This is a genomic window from Pseudaminobacter soli (ex Zhang et al. 2022), assembly GCF_014595955.1.
GTDB lineage: Bacteria > Pseudomonadota > Alphaproteobacteria > Rhizobiales > Rhizobiaceae > Kumtagia > Kumtagia pseudosoli.
In genome coordinates, this window is record NZ_JABVCF010000001.1 from 288,927 (window position 1) to 303,995 (window position 15,069).

A 15,069-nucleotide genomic window follows, 5' to 3' on the forward strand; every position below is an offset into this window, starting at 1 on the left:
TTTCACAGCGCCCCGCATTTGTCCGGCGGAGAACAACAAAGCGGGAGCTGCAAATGTTGAGAGGCGCATTACTTTGGTTGATCGGCATTCCGATTCCGATCATCATTCTGATCTGGCTGCTTGGAGGACTTCACTAGGACCTCCCTCAAGAAACCCGTCCTGAAGGCGGGTTTTTTGTTTTCACCCCCGTGCGGCACGGCCCTTTCTGGCACCAAAGCCTTTGTTAACCCTAACGATGTGTAATCGCCTCCGTGCAAGTGCAGGAGTCGGGGGCGATGGCAAGTCAATCGGCAGTGTTCGGCAGGCGCCGAGAGCCGCATACCGTCATTATCGCACGGGGAGATGAGATCCGGCATTTCACCGTGCGTCCGTGGATGGCGGCGCTGGCGGGCTCGGCGGTTGCGGCGGTCACTCTCGGCTACTTCACCGCGACATCCTATCTCGTGTTCCGGGACGATCTGATCGGCGCAGCGATAGCACGCCAGGCGCGGATGCAGCACGCCTACGAAGACCGCATTTCGGCCCTGCGGACGCAGGTCGATCGGATCACCAGCCGGCAGTTGCTCGACCAGCGGCTGATGGAAACCAAGGTGACGGAGCTTCTTGCCAGGCAATCCAAGCTCAGCGAACGACACGGACGGCTTGGCCCGTTGCTCGAACGCGCCGGCTCCGAGGCAGATAGGACTCAGGCGGCGGCACCCGAGAAGAGAGGCGACGAACAGGCGCAATTGTCGCCACCGCAAGCCCCTGCCCTCGCCCATGCGGCCCATCCGGCGGGCGATCCATTTGCGCTGTGGTCGACACGCGCCGGAAACGACCCTGGCGAGAGCCCAGCCGATCGCGCCGACAAGCTCTTCGTCGCCATCAACCAGTCGCTTCGTACCATCGAGAGTGAGCAGATCGACAAGATCACCTCTCTCGCGGACAATGCTTACGAGACGGCCGAACAAATCTCCGACGCGATCGAACAGGCCGGACTGCCGGTCGATCTAGATTTCAGCAACGAGGCCATGGGCGGCCCCTTCCTCGCGGTACCACGGCCTCACGTGTTCGACACGAAGGTCAAGGAACTCGACCAGGCGCTGGACAAGCTCGAACGCGCCAAGGAGCAGGCGAGGCAACTACCCATCGGCAATCCAGCGGCCGGACGCTCCATTTCCAGCACCTTCGGTGTCCGCAAGGACCCGATTCTCGGCATGCCGGCCATGCACTCGGGCATGGATTTCCGCGCCCCGTCAGGCTTTCCGGCGCGCGCTACCGCACCCGGCACGGTCACCTGGGCCGGCTGGAACGGCGGCTACGGGCGCATGGTGGAGATCGACCATGGCAATGGTCTCTCCACCCGCTTCGCCCATCTGAGCCGCATAGAGGTAAAGGAGGGGCAGAAGGTGGAAGCGGGCGATGTGCTCGGACAGGTGGGCAGCAGCGGCCGTTCGACTGGTCCGCACCTGCACTATGAAGTACGCAAGGACGGAGAGGCGGTGGACCCGCTGCGATTCATCAAGCTGGGGAAAAGGTTAAGCCAGCTTCTCTGAGCCTGTTCGGCACCTGACGCAGCGGCTTGCGGGCTTCTGACGCTTCATTGCGGCCGCCCCATGGACTGCGGCAGGCAAAGCCCAATCGGAAGCCTGCACAAACCTCACAGGACGCTATCCATCACGCTTGACAGCCCACCGCGAACCCCTTAATCGACCCACCAACGCCGCCGACGCGGCGCCAATGCGCGGGTGTAGCTCAGTCGGTTAGAGTGCCGGCCTGTCACGCCGGAGGTCGCGGGTTCGAGCCCCGTCACTCGCGCCATCATTTTCAAATACTTAGCAAGACATCTTCAGACGAAAAGTTTGAATCCAGACCGGCAATTCAAACTTTTCCCCTTTTTGTTCTCCTCACGGCCGCCTCGGCAAACCGTTTGGAGAGGTGTTCGCATCACCCCGACCTCCTGACACAGAAGCCGACGCTGCCGCAGGAGTTGGGTCGAGATTGATCAAAAGCGCAGAGACCGCTTACTCGGGCCCCCGATCTCGAACTAGACAGGTCGCTTGTCTCTAGGCCGCCTCGACGACCTCGTGCCGACCGAGCCGGCCATCATGGCGGACCGTCAGGTCATCTCGAGTGGGGCAAGGATGACATCGTTGCATTGAAGTTCATGAAGGTCGACGTGCTGGCCCTCGGCATGCTGACCTGCATGAAGAAGGGCCTGGACCTCCTCTCAGAGCACAAGGGCATCGCCTACGACCTGACGACGATTCCGGCAGAGGATCCGCGCACCTATGCCATGATCCGGAAGGCCGACACTCTGGACACCTTCCAGATCGAGAGCCGGGCGCAGATGTCGATGCTGCCGCGGCTCAAGTCTCGCACTTATTACGACCTCGTCGTTCAGGTGGCTATCGTCCGTCCCGGGCCGCTCCAAGGGGACATGCTGCACCTTGCCTGCGAATGCGACTGTCGGAGATCTCACGTAACGCGGGATCAAGGGTCACTCCTCGATGCAGTCAACGAGATAGCGCCGTCCCCCGGCCGCGGGCTCGAAGCGAAGGCCGTGGATGTCAGTCTCGAAGCCCGGGAACTTGCGGTCGAAATCGCGTGCGCAGAGAAGGTAGTCCTGGATCGACTTGGTTGCCGGCGTGATCCGCTCTCCAGGCATGATGAGCGGAATGCCGGGCGGATAGGGCACCACCATCACCGCGAGCGCGCGCCCCATAAGATTGTCGATCTCTACGCTTTCCACGCGCCCGCGCACCAGGCGGTCGTAGGCATCAGCCGGTGGCAGCGCCATTTCCGGCAGTGTCGTGTACATCTCCCGCTGCGCCTTGGGCAGGTTGTATCCGTGATAGGCCTGATGCACCAACTCGCATAGATCCTTCAGGCCAAGATGGGCATAAGCATCGGGGTGAGCCTCAGCCAAGCCTGGCAGAGCCTTTTCGAGCGGCGCGTTGGAATCGTAGAGTTCCTTGAAATTGAGGAGTTCGGTGACCAGCGTGCTCCACTTGCCCCTCGTGACACCCATCGAGAACAGCACGAGGAAGGAATAGAGTCCCGTCTTCTCGATCTCGATCCGCCGCGACGACAGGAACCTGGCCACGACCGCGGCCGGAATGCCAAACTCCTGCATGTCGCCATTGACGGCCAGCCCGGGACTGAGGATCGTTACTTTGATCGGATCGATAAGGACATACTTCTCCGCGAGGCCCTCAAAGCCGTGCCAGCGGTCGCGTGGCTTCAGGATCCAGTCGGATCTTGTGTCAGTCGGACGCTTGGCGACGGCGTCCGGCTGCCAGACGTCGAACCACCACGAGCCTTTCACCTGCTTTCCGACCGCAGCCATTGCCCGCCGGAACCCCAGTGCCTCGTCGATCGTTTCCTGGACCAGCGCGCGGCCGGCGGGCTGCTCCATCATGGCGGCGGCCACGTCGCACGAGGCAATGATGCCGTAGTGGGGAGAGGTCGATGTGTGCATCATGAATGCGGCGTTGAAGCGCGCCATGTCCAAGTGTCGGTTCTGAGCGTGCCGGATGTGGATCATGGAGGCCTGTGACAAGGCCGCGAGCAGTTTGTGCGTCGACTGGGTGGCGAAAGTTATCGCGTTGCGCAAGCGTGTCGGATCGCCCGACGAGATGGCGTGATAGCCGTCATAGAATTCGTGGAAATTGGCGTAGGCATACCAGGCCTCGTCGAAATGGAAAGCATCGACGACATCGCCGATGCCCTCCTTGATCGCATCGATGTTGTAACAGAGCCCGTCATAGGTCGAGTTGGTCATGACCACCAGCCGGATCCTGCCGTCCGTAGACTTGGCGAACGGGCTGACGGCAAGCTTTTCCTTGATGAACTCGGGCGTGAACTGGTCTTTGGAAATTGGCCCGATGATGCCGAAGCCGTTGCGCGAAGGCACGAGGTAGATCGGGATGGCCCCGGTCATAATCAGCGAATGCAGGATCGACTTGTGGCAGTTGCGGTCGCAGAGCACGAAATCGCCGCGGCTTACCGCTCCATGCCAGACGATCTTGTTGGCTGTTGATGTGCCACCTACCACGAATAGCGTCTCGTCCGAACCGAAGATGCGCGCGGCATTGCGTTCACCCTCCGCGATCGGCCCTGTATGGTCGAGCAGCGAGCCGAGGCTGCCCACCGACACCGAAATGTCGGACCGCAGCGTGTTCTCGCCGAAAAACTCATAGAAGAGCTGGCCCACGGGGCTCCTGCGGAACGCCACGCCGCCGCCATGGCCGGGTGTGTGCCAAGAATAGCTGGCGTGCAGCGTATACTCCCTCAGCGCCCGGAACATCGGCGGGGGAAGGTCCTCGACATAACGCTGGGCGGCGCGGACGATGACGCGCGCCATGAACTCGGAGGAATCCTCGAACAGGCGCATGAAGGCATTCGCGTGCTTTAGCACGCCCGCAGGCACCATCTCGGCGGTGAGTTCGTGGCCGAACAGGAAGATCGGCAGGCGGTCGTTGCGTGCCCGTTTTGACGCCAGCATGTCCTCAAGCAGTTGCCATCGCGTCACAGGGTCTTCCAGGCCGTCGACGGAAACCAACCAGCACGCCTCGTTGTTGAAGATCTTGGCGAGACGCTGGGCATCCATGTAGCTCAGCCCGGCGACCACACGGTACCCTTTCTCCTCTATCGCCGCCGCAAGCTGCTGCATGCCGCGTCCGGCAGCGTGCCTGCCTTCGTAGTCTTCATCGATAATGGCAATTGGGAACGCCTGGATCTCTTGCATCGTCGGCTCCCGGTCCCGCTATGCTCCCGGCCCCTGAGTCGCCTCCTCGCTCGGAAGTGGGGAAGCGACATCGGCTCCTGCCCTGACAGCCGCGGATTGAGATCGCGCTAGGAGTCGCCGAATACACGGTGCCGCGAAAAGGGCGCCAAAGCGTCCCGCACCGGCCGCGCAGACGCAAGAGGAATCTACCCCAGCCCTCGAAGTTAGGCGCTAGTTGCTGGTTAGATCGCAACGAATGGCGCATCGGTCGCATTCGTAGCTGGGAGAACTATGTCTTCCTCGAAGGACATTGACGCCGCTGACTTCACAATGGCAACGACTCGACCATCGATGTGTGGCGTCGCAACTCCACGCAGAATACCGCTGCCATACGCGCCGAACTCGCCATAGCGACAAACTAGAATCCCACTCATCTGAAATGGGCCAACTTTGCCTTATGTAGGGCTTCGATCGGGTCTCCTCGCATCGTTGTTGAAGGTTTCAGAAGCGCCAGGAGCCGCCGATCTGCCCGCTGGCACATGATGCTGACGCGTCTTGCTCTCCCGACTGGTGGGTCGAATGCACCTCGTCGCAGACCGCGATAGGCCCCGGACAAGCCGAGTCCCTGAACTGAGTAGGCAACCGGTGGGCCGAAGCGAGCCGGGGGTGAGGCGCCTTTTTCGCTCACCCCGGGCCTTAAGGAAAACCTAAGGAAAGTGCCTGCGCGCGCCGTAACGGCATCTGTGTGGCCGTTGCAACACATTATTTTTTCGGCATACGCGGTCTTCCTCTGCGCCCTTAAGCCTGCCTTAAGGTGGACAAAACCCTGTCGGTCCGAATTCTAGGAATCGAGGCCGCTTACCATGTCGACCACCCCTCCCCGGATCATGCCAGCACTTGCAAACACCGGCCCTGTCGAAGCCCATGACGCCGCCGGCGTCCCCCGCCGCTCCGTGCTGGCCATGTTGGCGCTGCTCGCCACGACGGGCTTAGTGCCATGGGCACGGGCCGGGGAAGACGGCCTCTCGGCCGATGCGACTTGAAGGCAAAGGACGCCGAGATTACCGCCCTGTTGCAGCGTCACGGTGCGCAGGCCGATGCGCTGGCCTGGCCGGCACACCGGTCTTCCTTATCGGTCCGTTCCTCGTCGTCTCGGCGCTCGACGAGATGGGGTTCAAGCAAGTGATTTCCGACGCGCGGGCGCGGCAATAAGCAACTCGAAGGAAGTACGGATGATCGACGAAACGGATCGCCAGACCCGAAGCGTGCTCACGGCGTTGGCGCTGCTGGCATGCATGGGGCTTGGCGCCTGCGCCACCACTTCCGAGATGACAGTCCCGCCTCCCCAGGTGGCGGCGGCGCTCGAACCGCTCCCCGCGGTGGTGGAGGAACCGTCCGCTTCGGCCACACCACCGCGCCACGGGCCGCGACAAAACGAGCGCTTCCCGGTGCCCGCGGAAGATCTGGCGAGGGTCCCGCAAAAATACCAGCGCCAACTCGTCGACTTTCCCACCGAACATGCTCCGGGCACCATTGTCGTGGATCCGAACGATCGCGTCCTCTACTTGGTCCAGGCCGACGGCAAGGCATTGCGCTACGGCGTCGGCGTAGGCGCGGCCGGGCGCGGTTTCAGCGGCACGTCCGACCTTGCCTACAAGCAGGAGTGGCCGCGCTGGCGGCCGACCGACAGCATGATTGCCCGCGCGCCGGAGCGCTATAAGCAGCACGAGAACGGAGTCGAGGGCGGTCCTGGTAACCCGCTCGGTGCCCGGGCCCTCTACCTCTTCAAGGACGGCAAGGACACCTATTACCGCATCCACGGCACCAACCAGCCAGGCAGCATCGGCAAGGCCGTGTCGGCCGGCTGCATCCGCATGCTGAACCATGACGTCATCGACCTCTACGAACGGGTTCGCACGGGGGCGAAGGTCGTTGTTTTGTAGCGGCTACTTGCAAAGATCAGGGTGCAAGATCGATTCAGAAGTCACTCTCACTCGAGCGAGCCTCGGCGAAGCGATCTGATTTTGCTCTTCCGGTCTTTCTCTGAACGACGACGCCCCGGTCGCGCATGACACCTGAAGGAGCAACTCCTGCTGATGGAGATTACGTGGCTATAAGCCGATGCGGTGATACCTCCGCCCTACGATTGAGCAGAGACCAAAGCAAACAACTTGAAGTCCGCCCTAGCTGTCGGACGGCTAAAACGGGCCGACATCGGACTGTCAGCTTTGGATTGAACTTCGGTAAAGCTGCGCCGATTAGGCTCGGTGTGGCATTCGTGGGTTGCCTATCGCCCATCGCGGCGGTCTATCCAGCAGTCACAGGGCAGCCGCCAGGAGCCCATCAAGTCCTAGGCGAAAGCGACTCGATGATCCGGCAGTCGGCGACGACGCCGCAGCCGCACTGGTCGATCATCCGATCGAGTTCCCTTTTGAGCGACTGGAGGTCGGCGATCTTCCTCTCGACCTCGGCCCGGTGCTCCTTTGCGATCTCGTCAACCGCTGCGCAGGAACGGTCCCGGTCGTCCGATAGCGCCAGCAGTGCTCGGACCTGGTCGAGCGAGAAGCCGAGATCGCGCGCCCTGCGGATGAAGCTCAGACGGTTCAGGTGCGCTTGGTCGTAGGAGCGGTAGTTGCCCTCGGTACGCGAAGGAGCGGGCAGCAGTCCCGACTTCTCGTAGAAGCGAACCGTCTCGACCTTGGTGCCCGTCTCGCGGGCCAGATGGCCGATGGTGAGAATCTTCGCGCTCATCCTTGACCCTGTAGTGACTACAGCCCCTAGGTAAGGGGTCACATCGGAAAAGTCGAGGTGACGAACATGGCTGCCGCAAGCCAGCTCAAGCTCCAGATCGAGGGCATGGATTGCGCGTCCTGCGCGCTGAAGATCGAGACCGCCATGCAGCGGCTGCCCGGGGTCAGCGATATCAATGTCAGCTATCAGGCGGGCACCCTGGCGTTGAAGGTCGACGAAGACAGGATCTCGCAGCGCACGATCGAGGACAAGGTCCGTTCGCTGGGCTATCGGCCTGTCGGCTCGGCTCCGGAGGCGAAACTGGCCTTGCTTCGGAAGCGGACCACGGAGCCGTGGTGGCGCGGAGCGAAGGCGCGGCTGGTCTTCGTGACGGGAGCGCTGTTCGCGGCGGCCTTCGTGGCCGCGTGGGTCCTGCCGCAATGGAATGCATGGCTCTTTTCCGCCGCCGCCCTGGTCAGCGTCGTTCCGTTTGCCCGCCGGGCCATCGCGGGCGCGCTGCAGGGCTCGTCATTCACGATCGAGACGCTGATGTCTGTTGCTGCGCTCGGCGCGGTGGCCATCGGCGAGGCGGAGGAAGCCGCGGTCGTCATCTTCCTGTTCGCCGTCGGAGAGCTTCTCGAGACCATCGCGGCCGGACGGGCCCGCGCGGGCATCGAGGCGCTGATCGATCTCGTGCCCCGGACAGCGCTGCGGCTGACCACCTCCGGCGGAACCGAAAGCGTGTCGGTCGAGGCGCTCGCGATCGACGACCGGGTCGTCGTGCGCCCGGGCGACAGGGTTCCCTCTGACGGCATCGTGGAGGAAGGAGCGTCCGAAGTGAACGAGGCGCCCGTGACGGGCGAATCCGTCCCGGTGCTCAAGGAAGCCGGAGCGACGGTCTACGCCGGATCCATCAACGCCAATGGCGAACTGCGCGTCAGGATCACCCATGTCGCGGCCGACAACACGATCGCGCGCATCATCCACATGGTCGAGGAAGCGCAGGAATCGAAGGCTCCGACCGCGCGCATGATCGACCGCTTCTCGCGCTGGTACACGCCCGGCGCGATGGCGGTCGCGGCGCTGATCATGGTCCTGCCGCCGCTGGCCTTTGGCGGCGAGTGGATGACCTGGGTCTACCGAGGGCTTGCGACGCTGCTGATCGCCTGCCCCTGCGCGCTCGTGATCTCCACCCCGGCCGCGATCGCGTCGGGCCTCGCCGCCGGAGCGCGGCAGGGCCTGCTGATCAAAGGGGGTGCTGCGCTGGAGACGCTCGGCAAGGTCGCGACGGTCGCCTTCGACAAGACGGGTACACTGACACGCGGCCATCCCAAGGTAACGGACGTAGTCGCCATCGTCGGCTCCGAGGACGACGTGCTGGCCAAGGCCGCGGCGGTCGAGAGGAACGTCAGCCATCCGCTGGGAGTGGCCATCGTAGCAGCAGCCAAGGAGCGCGCGCTGGAACTCCCGGCGACCTTCGGCGGCGGCATTGCAGTCCCGGGCAAGGCAGTCACCGCGCGGCTGAAGTCCGGCTTCGCGTCCGTCGGCTCGCCGCGCCACGCGGCGGAGGAGACGGACGTTCCGGCAGACGTGCGGGACCGCATCGAGGCGCTCGAAGGCGAAGGCAAGACCGTCGTCGTTCTCATGGCAGGCAAGAAGGTCGAGGGCCTGATCGCGCTGCGGGACGAGCCGCGGGACGACGCTGCGGAAGGCGTGCGGCGGCTGAAGGACCGCGGCGTGGCCGTCCTGATGCTGTCCGGCGACAACCAGCGCACGGCCAACGCCATCGCCGGGCGGCTCGGCCTGGAGGCACGGGGAGAACTCCTGCCTGATGCGAAGCTCGCCGAGATCGGCAGGCTGAAGGAGAAGGGTCCCATCGCGATGGTCGGCGACGGCATCAATGATGCGCCCGCGCTCGCGGCCGCCTCGGTCGGCATCGCCATGGGCGGCGGCACAGACGTCGCGCTGGAGACCGCGGATGCGGCGCTGCTCAGGGACCGGGTGGAAGGCGTTGCCGATCTGGTCGCTTTGTCGCAGGCGACGCTCGGCAACATCTGGCAGAACATCGCGCTGGCGCTGGGACTGAAGGCCGTGTTCCTCGCGACCACCCTCTTCGGCGTGACGACCCTCTGGATGGCCATCCTGGCGGATACAGGAGCCACGGTTCTCGTGACCGCCAACGCTCTCCGCCTGCTTGCCTATCGGCCATCGAAGTAACTGGAAGGACATCGCCTTGTTTCGCAGAACCGCGGCGGCGCTTGCCGCCCTCATCGCCCTTGCGGGTCCCTCGCTTGCCCACGAATTCAAGGCCGGAACGATCGAGATCGGTCACCCGTGGTCCCGGCCGACCCCGCCCTCCGCGCCCGTGGCCAGTGGCTACATGAAGCTCACCAACACGGGCACGGAAGTCGACCGCCTGACTGCGATTTCCTCGCCAGCGGCGGAGAGGGCCGATATCCACCGCTCGATTGTCGAGAACGGGGTCGCGAGCATGCGGCCGGTCGAGGCTCTTGCCATCGAACCTGGCGCGACTGTCGACTTCGAAGCCGAGAAGCTGCACGTCATGTTCATAGGGCCGGACCGACAGCTCAAGGACGGCGAGCGGTTTCCGGCCACGCTCGTGTTCGAGAAGGCGGGCGCAGTCGAGGTCGAGTTCGTCGTCCAGCGCAGGGCAGCCGAGGAAGCGCCGGCGGACCATTCGGGACACGGAGGCTGACGGTGAGTGGCATCAAGCTTTTCCGGATCGCCACATGGGTGGCGGTCGCGGTCCTGGGAGGCATCCTGCTTGCGTCGAGTGGCTGGCTGCCGGGCACGCGCCCGACGCCTGAATCCGTGGCCACAGGGACAGCCCGGGTCGGCGGCCCCTTCACCTTGACCTCCCACAAGGGCGACGCCGTCGACAACGCGAAGCTGGCGGGCAAGCCATACCTCGTTTTCTTCGGCTTCACCCACTGCCCGGACATCTGCCCGACGACGCTCTATGAACTCACCAACCTGATGGCCGACCTCGGTCCCGCGGCCGACCGCCTCACGCCGCTGTTCATCACCGTCGACCCGGAACGCGACACGCAGACGGTGCTGGCGGAATACATGACCGCCTTCGACGGACGCATCCTGGCACTCCGAGGCGATAAGGCCGCCACGGACGCGGCCGTGAAGGCGTTCGCCGCCTACTACCGCAAGGTGCCAACCGACGGCGGCTACACTATGGACCACACGGCCGGCGTGATCCTCATAGACGAGGAGGGCCGCTTCGCCGGCACGCTCGACCTGCACGAGCCGCGCGAGAATGTGCTGGCGAAGCTCCGGCGCCTCACCGCTGCCTGATCGCAGCGTGGAAGTCCTCGTCGTCGGCGCGGGCCAGGCAAGGCTTCCGCGGGGATTGTCGCCGGTATAGCGTCCTCGGAAGGCTCACTGCGTTGCCGTGCCGCCAGCCGCTTCAATCTCTGCAGAGACCAGGTCATATAATTGCTAAGGTTCGAAGGCCCGCGGCACCCTAGAGCCGAGACAGGTACTCATCCGGTTTGCGAGTTGCCCATGCCGGCGCTTTATTGTGTCCTTTCCTTCTCCCGCCGGCTCATCTCCGCCTGATACAAGCGCTCGCGATCCGGCCACGTGCTCTTGATGAAGGCGAGGACGGCTCGGATCTCGTCATCGCTCATCGCGTCTGCGAATCCCGGCATATCGCTCTCGTAGCCGTTGCCCACCACGGCGGCGGGACCTTCCTTGGTGATGCGGAACAGAACGCCGTCCGGATGATGCCAGGTGTGCCCGGACGCGTCGTGCGGCGGGGCGGGCATGCGGCCCGAGGGGAGCGGCCTTTTCCAGTTCGGCTGGCCTTGGAGCGTGTCTCCATGGCAACTCGCGCAGTGCTCGGCATAGAGCTGTCGGCCACGCGCGATCATCTCGGCCTCACCCGGAAGGGCCTCGAGCAGCCAGGTCAAGGCGAGGACGGCAGTTCCGGAGAGCGCCGCCACGATGCCGAGGCCAACAGTTCTCCTGCTCATTTGCGGCCACTGAAGAACAGGTACTTCACCAGTGCCGCCGCCGCGAGGACAAGCACGATCAGGAGCAAGAGCCAGACCAGCCCCATGCCCGCCATCATGCCGTCCATCATTCCGCCGTCCATCATCGTCGGCTCCTTCCGGGTTTTGTGGCAGGCGGTCCTATTCCCGCGAGTAGACACCGCCGACGGTACCGGACTTGGTGATCTCCAGCATCTCGAACGGTGCGTCCTTGGTCCCGCTCATCCCCGGCGAGCCCAAGGGCATGCCGGGCAGCGTCACGCCACCGATGGCAGGCCGCTCGGTCAGGAGCTTCCGGATCGTGCCGACGGGCACGTGGCCGCTGACGACGTAGCCGTCGATGAAGGAGAGATGGCAGCCCTGGAACTCATCCGGGATGCCAGCCTTGCGGCTCATCTCGGCCAGATCGTGAGTGGGCTTGGTGGTGACGGTAAAACCGTTCTCCCGCAAGTAGTCGGCATAGCCCTCGCAGCAGCCGCATTGCGGATTCTTGTAGAGCGTCACATCGTTCTCGCCCGCAAGCGCCGGGGCGGCGCTCCAGGCGAAGACAGTCAGCGCAAGCGTGTTCAGCAACTTTCGCATGTTCGTTTCTCCTTCCGTCAGGAAACCGTTCAGGCCACGCGGATCACGCCCATCATCCCGGCGGCCTGGTGCTCGAGGACATGGCAGTGGAACATCCAGTCGCCGGGATTGTCGGCGACGAAGGCGATCTCGACCCGCTCGCGCGGCGCCATCAGCACCGTATCCTGCCATTCGCGATGCGGCGTCGGTTCGCCATTCCGGGAGATTACCCGGAAGGAGTGGCCGTGCAGGTGCATCGGGTGATGCCAGGCGGTCGCGTTGGTCATCGCCAGCACATGGCTGCGGTCCTTCTCGAGTATCAGCATCGGGTCCATGACATGGCCCTGCGCCGCGACGCCGTTGATGAACCAGATTTTCCCCGAGTGCATCATGTCCATCATCGAGCCCATGTTGCCCATCATGTCGCCCATCCGGCCCGAGGGCTCCGCGCCCATGCTGCCGGCCATCTCCTGCATGACCATCGCACCCATCATGCCGCCGTTGAAGGTGACCTCATGCCGGGCAGCCTTCGCGAGGTCCGGTTCGAGCAGAGGGTTCGGAGGAAGGGCGAGAGGCCAGTCGGGTGCCTTGTCCCTCAGCGGCTGCTTCTCGTAGGCGAGGTCCACCAAACGGTATTCCAGCCCCGTGTAGAAACGGTCGGTCACGGTGACACGCGACCCGGTGTCCCCCGTCATGTCGAGAATGAGGTCCGCCCGCATCGCGGGGCCGAGAACGACCATGCCGCCCTCCGGCGCGTGCGGCGCGACAGGCTGCCCATCGAGCGCGATGACGATCGGTTCATGGCCTCTGAACTCGAGGCCGAAGATGCGGGCGTTCGCGGCGTTGATCAGCCGCAGGCGGATGCGCTCGCCCTTCTTCACCGGGAATGCGTCCGGCACGCGGCCATTGATCGTGACGGTATTCCCAACCCGGCCGTTGTGCATCATGTCGTGACGACCGCCGAAGTCCTCCCGCATCTCGGCGGAGTTCGTTAGCCGCCAGTCCGAGAGCACCCAGGTGACGTCGCGGTCCACCTGGATGGGATCGGCTTCCTCCACGATAAGCGGGCCATAGAGGCCGCGGCCGACCTGCTCGAAGCTGCGTTGGTGCGGGTGGTACCAGAACGTGCCCGCGTCGACGCCATCGAACTGATAGGTGAAGGTCTCGCCCGGGGCTATGGGCACTTGCGTCAGGTGCGGCACGCCGTCCATAGCGTTCGGCACACGGACGCCGTGCCAGTGAACCGTCGTCTCCTCGTCAAGGGCGTTCTCGACCGCGATCCCCACACGTTCGCCTTGGCGAACCCGAATCTCCGGGCCGGGAACCGCATCGTTGTAGGACCAGACCGCCGTCTGACCGTAAGGCTCGGGCGCGATCTGGGCTCGACCGGGGCCGGCGCGAAGGCGGAACTCCCGAATGCCTGCGGCAGAGGGCCTCGTATGCAGGGGAAGCACCGCGCTCGCCGAGGCGGCTGCTGCGGATGCCAGGAAGGCGCGGCGCGTCAGCGTCGGCATGGATAGACATGACATGAGATCAACCATCCGTTTGAATAGCCTTGTAAGACGCGCGCAACGCGCGTCGGATCAGCCTGCCGGGCGGATGCTGCGGCGGCCGTGTCAGCCGATGCGGATGGTTCGTGGAGGATGCCGATCAGGCGGCCTTGTGATGCCGACGGGAAGGGCGCTGGGGGAACTGACCGCCTCGTCGGCGGGCGGGACGAATGGGATGGCCTCGGGTGCGAAGATTGCAACCAAGACGGTCACGCAGAACTGATCGCAGACGGCGGCCCGTACGTGATCACCGGGGCAGTCCCTGCAGTCCGCCATGCCGCCCTCGTCCATGCCGGCCATGGACATCTCGACATCCATGGCGGTGGCAACCGTCGCGTGCGACGCCGTGCCCGCAATGAACACTGCGACCAAGACAGCAGCGACGATGCGGGCCACCTTGCTCATCGGACAACAAGGTACGCCTGCACTTCCGTGATGTCCATGTCGAGTTGTCGCGCGTGTCGTGCGCGATGTCAGCTTTCAGGCAACCTGTTCTCTGCCTCGCAGGCCGGCCTGATCAACAATCTCAATGACGGGATGAGTTGGGGTATCTTTCCCCTGTTTTTCGCCTTCTTCGGCCTGGGCGTCGAGCGTATCGGCATGGCGAGTTGTTCAGCCTGCTCCTTCGCGCCGAGGACATCGCCGAGCAGGCGGTAGGTGCCTGACAGTTCGTCCAGCCGGCCCCCCGAGAAGGATTGCGGGAACCCCGGTCTGCTCGACCACACGGTCGGCAAGCGAGGCATAGGTCGGACCGACCGAACCGATATCGAGCACCAGATCGGGCTTGAGCGCCAGAAGCCTCTCGAGATTGATGTCGTTGCCGCGGCCGGTCAGCCGGCCATGGGCTGGGAGATCGCGGTACTGTTCCGGCAGGTAAGCGCCCTCCTCTGGAGAGGGCGCTCGGCTCCAGCCCAGCATCTTCTCGGGAGCAAGCGTGTAGAGGACGATAGAAGCGGGTGGGCCGGCAGCGAAGACTCGCTCCACCTGATCGGGAATGGTCGCTGTGCGGCCCGCAGCATCAGTGATCTCCCGGGCATGAACGGTGCCGGCCGCCAGGATGGCAGCCGTCAAGACAGCGATGGCACTGCTCGCCTTCATTCAAGTCGGGCTCCTCAGCCGAAGGTCATTTTGCCACCAGCACATCCGAGGACTTGATGACGGCGCTTGCCTCATCGCCCGCCTTGAGACCGAGTTCGTCCACTGCCTCATTGGTGATCGAGGCGGTGACCACCACTTCCGAAGCGATCTCGATCTTCACGTGGGCGGTGGTCTGGCCCTTTCTCACTTCCGTCACGCGGCCGGGGAAGATGTTTCTGGCACTGAGCTTCATCACGTCCCTCCTTTGGATCCGAGCCGCAACTCCAGACACTGTTCGCGTTTGTACGAACTCCTGCATTCGCTGAAAAGCAAAGCAGTTGGGGCACTACGAAGTCGGGGGCACCGGACCGTCTGAGCCTAGTCAAGCATCTCATGGCCATCTGCCGCAAGGTAGAGA

15 protein-coding genes, 1 tRNA gene and 1 pseudogene are annotated in these 15,069 nt (G+C 63.9%); 8 read left to right on the forward strand and 9 right to left on the reverse strand.

The genetic code is table 11. The features are described from left to right. Positions 1 to 275: 275 nt before the first annotated feature. From HUI96_RS01405 to dnaE2, 3 genes and pseudogenes are all read left to right on the forward strand, one after another. Positions 276 to 1,535 (forward strand): M23 family metallopeptidase, encoded by a 1,260-nt coding sequence (locus tag HUI96_RS01405; protein WP_188252838.1) that lies wholly within the window; start codon positions 276 to 278, stop codon positions 1,533 to 1,535. A gap of 188 nt (positions 1,536 to 1,723) precedes the next feature. Then, positions 1,724 to 1,800, forward strand: a tRNA-Asp gene (locus HUI96_RS01410). Positions 1,801 to 2,039: 239 nt separating this feature from the next. Next, positions 2,040 to 2,428 (forward strand): annotated as a pseudogene (gene dnaE2 / locus HUI96_RS01415) (error-prone DNA polymerase); the annotation flags it as partial. 51 nt (positions 2,429 to 2,479) lie between these two features. Here dnaE2 and HUI96_RS01420 read toward each other — a convergent pair. After that, the gene (locus HUI96_RS01420; protein ID WP_188252839.1) at positions 2,480 to 4,729 is read right to left on the reverse strand and encodes an Orn/Lys/Arg decarboxylase N-terminal domain-containing protein; all 2,250 of its coding nucleotides are present in this window, start codon (positions 4,727 to 4,729) and stop codon (positions 2,480 to 2,482) included. An 842-nt stretch (positions 4,730 to 5,571) separates the two neighbouring features. Between HUI96_RS01420 and HUI96_RS01425 the strand changes: the two genes are divergently transcribed. Both HUI96_RS01425 and HUI96_RS01430 read left to right on the forward strand, forming a co-directional pair. Beyond that, positions 5,572 to 5,751, forward strand: a complete 180-nt coding sequence (locus tag HUI96_RS01425) for a hypothetical protein (RefSeq protein WP_188252840.1) — start codon at positions 5,572 to 5,574, stop codon at positions 5,749 to 5,751. A gap of 189 nt (positions 5,752 to 5,940) precedes the next feature. Beyond that, a complete protein-coding gene (locus HUI96_RS01430) occupies positions 5,941 to 6,651 on the forward strand; it encodes a L,D-transpeptidase (protein WP_237683902.1) in 711 nt (236 codons plus the stop codon). Between the two features lie 400 nt (positions 6,652 to 7,051). Here the strand turns inward: HUI96_RS01430 and HUI96_RS01435 are convergent, their stop codons facing one another. Next, complete coding sequence (locus HUI96_RS01435; RefSeq protein WP_188252841.1) at positions 7,052 to 7,459, reverse strand: MerR family transcriptional regulator; 408 nt, start codon at positions 7,457 to 7,459, stop codon at positions 7,052 to 7,054. Positions 7,460 to 7,525: 66 nt separating this feature from the next. Between HUI96_RS01435 and HUI96_RS01440 the strand changes: the two genes are divergently transcribed. The 3 genes from HUI96_RS01440 to HUI96_RS01450 are packed head-to-tail and all read left to right on the forward strand — an operon-like array spanning position 7,526 to position 10,765. Further along, the gene (locus HUI96_RS01440; RefSeq protein WP_188252842.1) at positions 7,526 to 9,655 is read left to right on the forward strand and encodes a heavy metal translocating P-type ATPase; all 2,130 of its coding nucleotides are present in this window, start codon (positions 7,526 to 7,528) and stop codon (positions 9,653 to 9,655) included. Between the two features lie 16 nt (positions 9,656 to 9,671). Beyond that, positions 9,672 to 10,154 (forward strand): copper chaperone PCu(A)C, encoded by a 483-nt coding sequence (locus HUI96_RS01445; protein WP_188252843.1) that lies wholly within the window; start codon positions 9,672 to 9,674, stop codon positions 10,152 to 10,154. Between the two features lie 2 nt (positions 10,155 to 10,156). Further along, entirely contained in the window at positions 10,157 to 10,765 is a 609-nt protein-coding gene (locus HUI96_RS01450) for an SCO family protein (RefSeq protein ID WP_188252844.1), read from the forward strand. A gap of 221 nt (positions 10,766 to 10,986) precedes the next feature. Here the strand turns inward: HUI96_RS01450 and HUI96_RS01455 are convergent, their stop codons facing one another. From HUI96_RS01455 to HUI96_RS01480, 7 genes are all read right to left on the reverse strand, one after another. Beyond that, positions 10,987 to 11,445: a c-type cytochrome gene (locus HUI96_RS01455; RefSeq protein ID WP_188252845.1), complete on the reverse strand. Its 459-nt coding sequence runs from the start codon at positions 11,443 to 11,445 to the stop codon at positions 10,987 to 10,989. Further along, on the reverse strand, positions 11,442 to 11,570 hold the full coding sequence (locus HUI96_RS29800) for a hypothetical protein (protein WP_273032246.1): 129 nt from the start codon (positions 11,568 to 11,570) through the stop codon (positions 11,442 to 11,444). Before HUI96_RS29800 ends, HUI96_RS01455 begins: the two co-directional genes overlap by 4 nt. Before the next feature lie 34 nt (positions 11,571 to 11,604). Beyond that, entirely contained in the window at positions 11,605 to 12,045 is a 441-nt protein-coding gene (locus HUI96_RS01460; protein ID WP_188252846.1) for a DUF411 domain-containing protein, read from the reverse strand. 29 nt (positions 12,046 to 12,074) lie between these two features. Then, positions 12,075 to 13,553 (reverse strand): multicopper oxidase family protein, encoded by a 1,479-nt coding sequence (locus HUI96_RS01465; RefSeq protein ID WP_188252847.1) that lies wholly within the window; start codon positions 13,551 to 13,553, stop codon positions 12,075 to 12,077. Positions 13,554 to 13,640: 87 nt separating this feature from the next. Continuing rightward, positions 13,641 to 13,979: a hypothetical protein gene (locus HUI96_RS01470; RefSeq protein ID WP_188252848.1), complete on the reverse strand. Its 339-nt coding sequence runs from the start codon at positions 13,977 to 13,979 to the stop codon at positions 13,641 to 13,643. 207 nt (positions 13,980 to 14,186) lie between these two features. Beyond that, a complete protein-coding gene (locus HUI96_RS01475) occupies positions 14,187 to 14,672 on the reverse strand; it encodes a hypothetical protein (RefSeq protein ID WP_188252849.1) in 486 nt (161 codons plus the stop codon). Positions 14,673 to 14,697: 25 nt separating this feature from the next. Beyond that, positions 14,698 to 14,904, reverse strand: a complete 207-nt coding sequence (locus HUI96_RS01480) for a TOBE domain-containing protein (RefSeq protein WP_188252850.1) — start codon at positions 14,902 to 14,904, stop codon at positions 14,698 to 14,700. Positions 14,905 to 15,069 lie beyond the last annotated feature (165 nt).

What these genes read in the sequence shown, in the direction of transcription:
- HUI96_RS01405 (WP_188252838.1), top strand. Translation starts at nt 276, where the DNA reads ATGGCAAGTCAATCGGCAGTGTTCGGCAGGCGCCGAGAGCCGCATACC.
- HUI96_RS01420 (WP_188252839.1), bottom strand. Translation starts at nt 4,729, where the DNA reads ATGCAAGAGATCCAGGCGTTCCCAATTGCCATTATCGATGAAGACTAC.
- HUI96_RS01425 (WP_188252840.1), top strand. Translation starts at nt 5,572, where the DNA reads ATGTCGACCACCCCTCCCCGGATCATGCCAGCACTTGCAAACACCGGC.
- HUI96_RS01430 (WP_237683902.1), top strand. Translation starts at nt 5,941, where the DNA reads ATGATCGACGAAACGGATCGCCAGACCCGAAGCGTGCTCACGGCGTTG.
- HUI96_RS01435 (WP_188252841.1), bottom strand. Translation starts at nt 7,459, where the DNA reads ATGAGCGCGAAGATTCTCACCATCGGCCATCTGGCCCGCGAGACGGGC.
- HUI96_RS01440 (WP_188252842.1), top strand. Translation starts at nt 7,526, where the DNA reads ATGGCTGCCGCAAGCCAGCTCAAGCTCCAGATCGAGGGCATGGATTGC.
- HUI96_RS01455 (WP_188252845.1), bottom strand. Translation starts at nt 11,445, where the DNA reads ATGAGCAGGAGAACTGTTGGCCTCGGCATCGTGGCGGCGCTCTCCGGA.
- HUI96_RS29800 (WP_273032246.1), bottom strand. Translation starts at nt 11,570, where the DNA reads ATGATGGACGGCGGAATGATGGACGGCATGATGGCGGGCATGGGGCTG.
- HUI96_RS01460 (WP_188252846.1), bottom strand. Translation starts at nt 12,045, where the DNA reads ATGCGAAAGTTGCTGAACACGCTTGCGCTGACTGTCTTCGCCTGGAGC.
- HUI96_RS01465 (WP_188252847.1), bottom strand. Translation starts at nt 13,553, where the DNA reads ATGTCATGTCTATCCATGCCGACGCTGACGCGCCGCGCCTTCCTGGCA.
- HUI96_RS01470 (WP_188252848.1), bottom strand. Translation starts at nt 13,979, where the DNA reads ATGAGCAAGGTGGCCCGCATCGTCGCTGCTGTCTTGGTCGCAGTGTTC.
- HUI96_RS01475 (WP_188252849.1), bottom strand. Translation starts at nt 14,672, where the DNA reads ATGAAGGCGAGCAGTGCCATCGCTGTCTTGACGGCTGCCATCCTGGCG.
- HUI96_RS01480 (WP_188252850.1), bottom strand. Translation starts at nt 14,904, where the DNA reads ATGAAGCTCAGTGCCAGAAACATCTTCCCCGGCCGCGTGACGGAAGTG.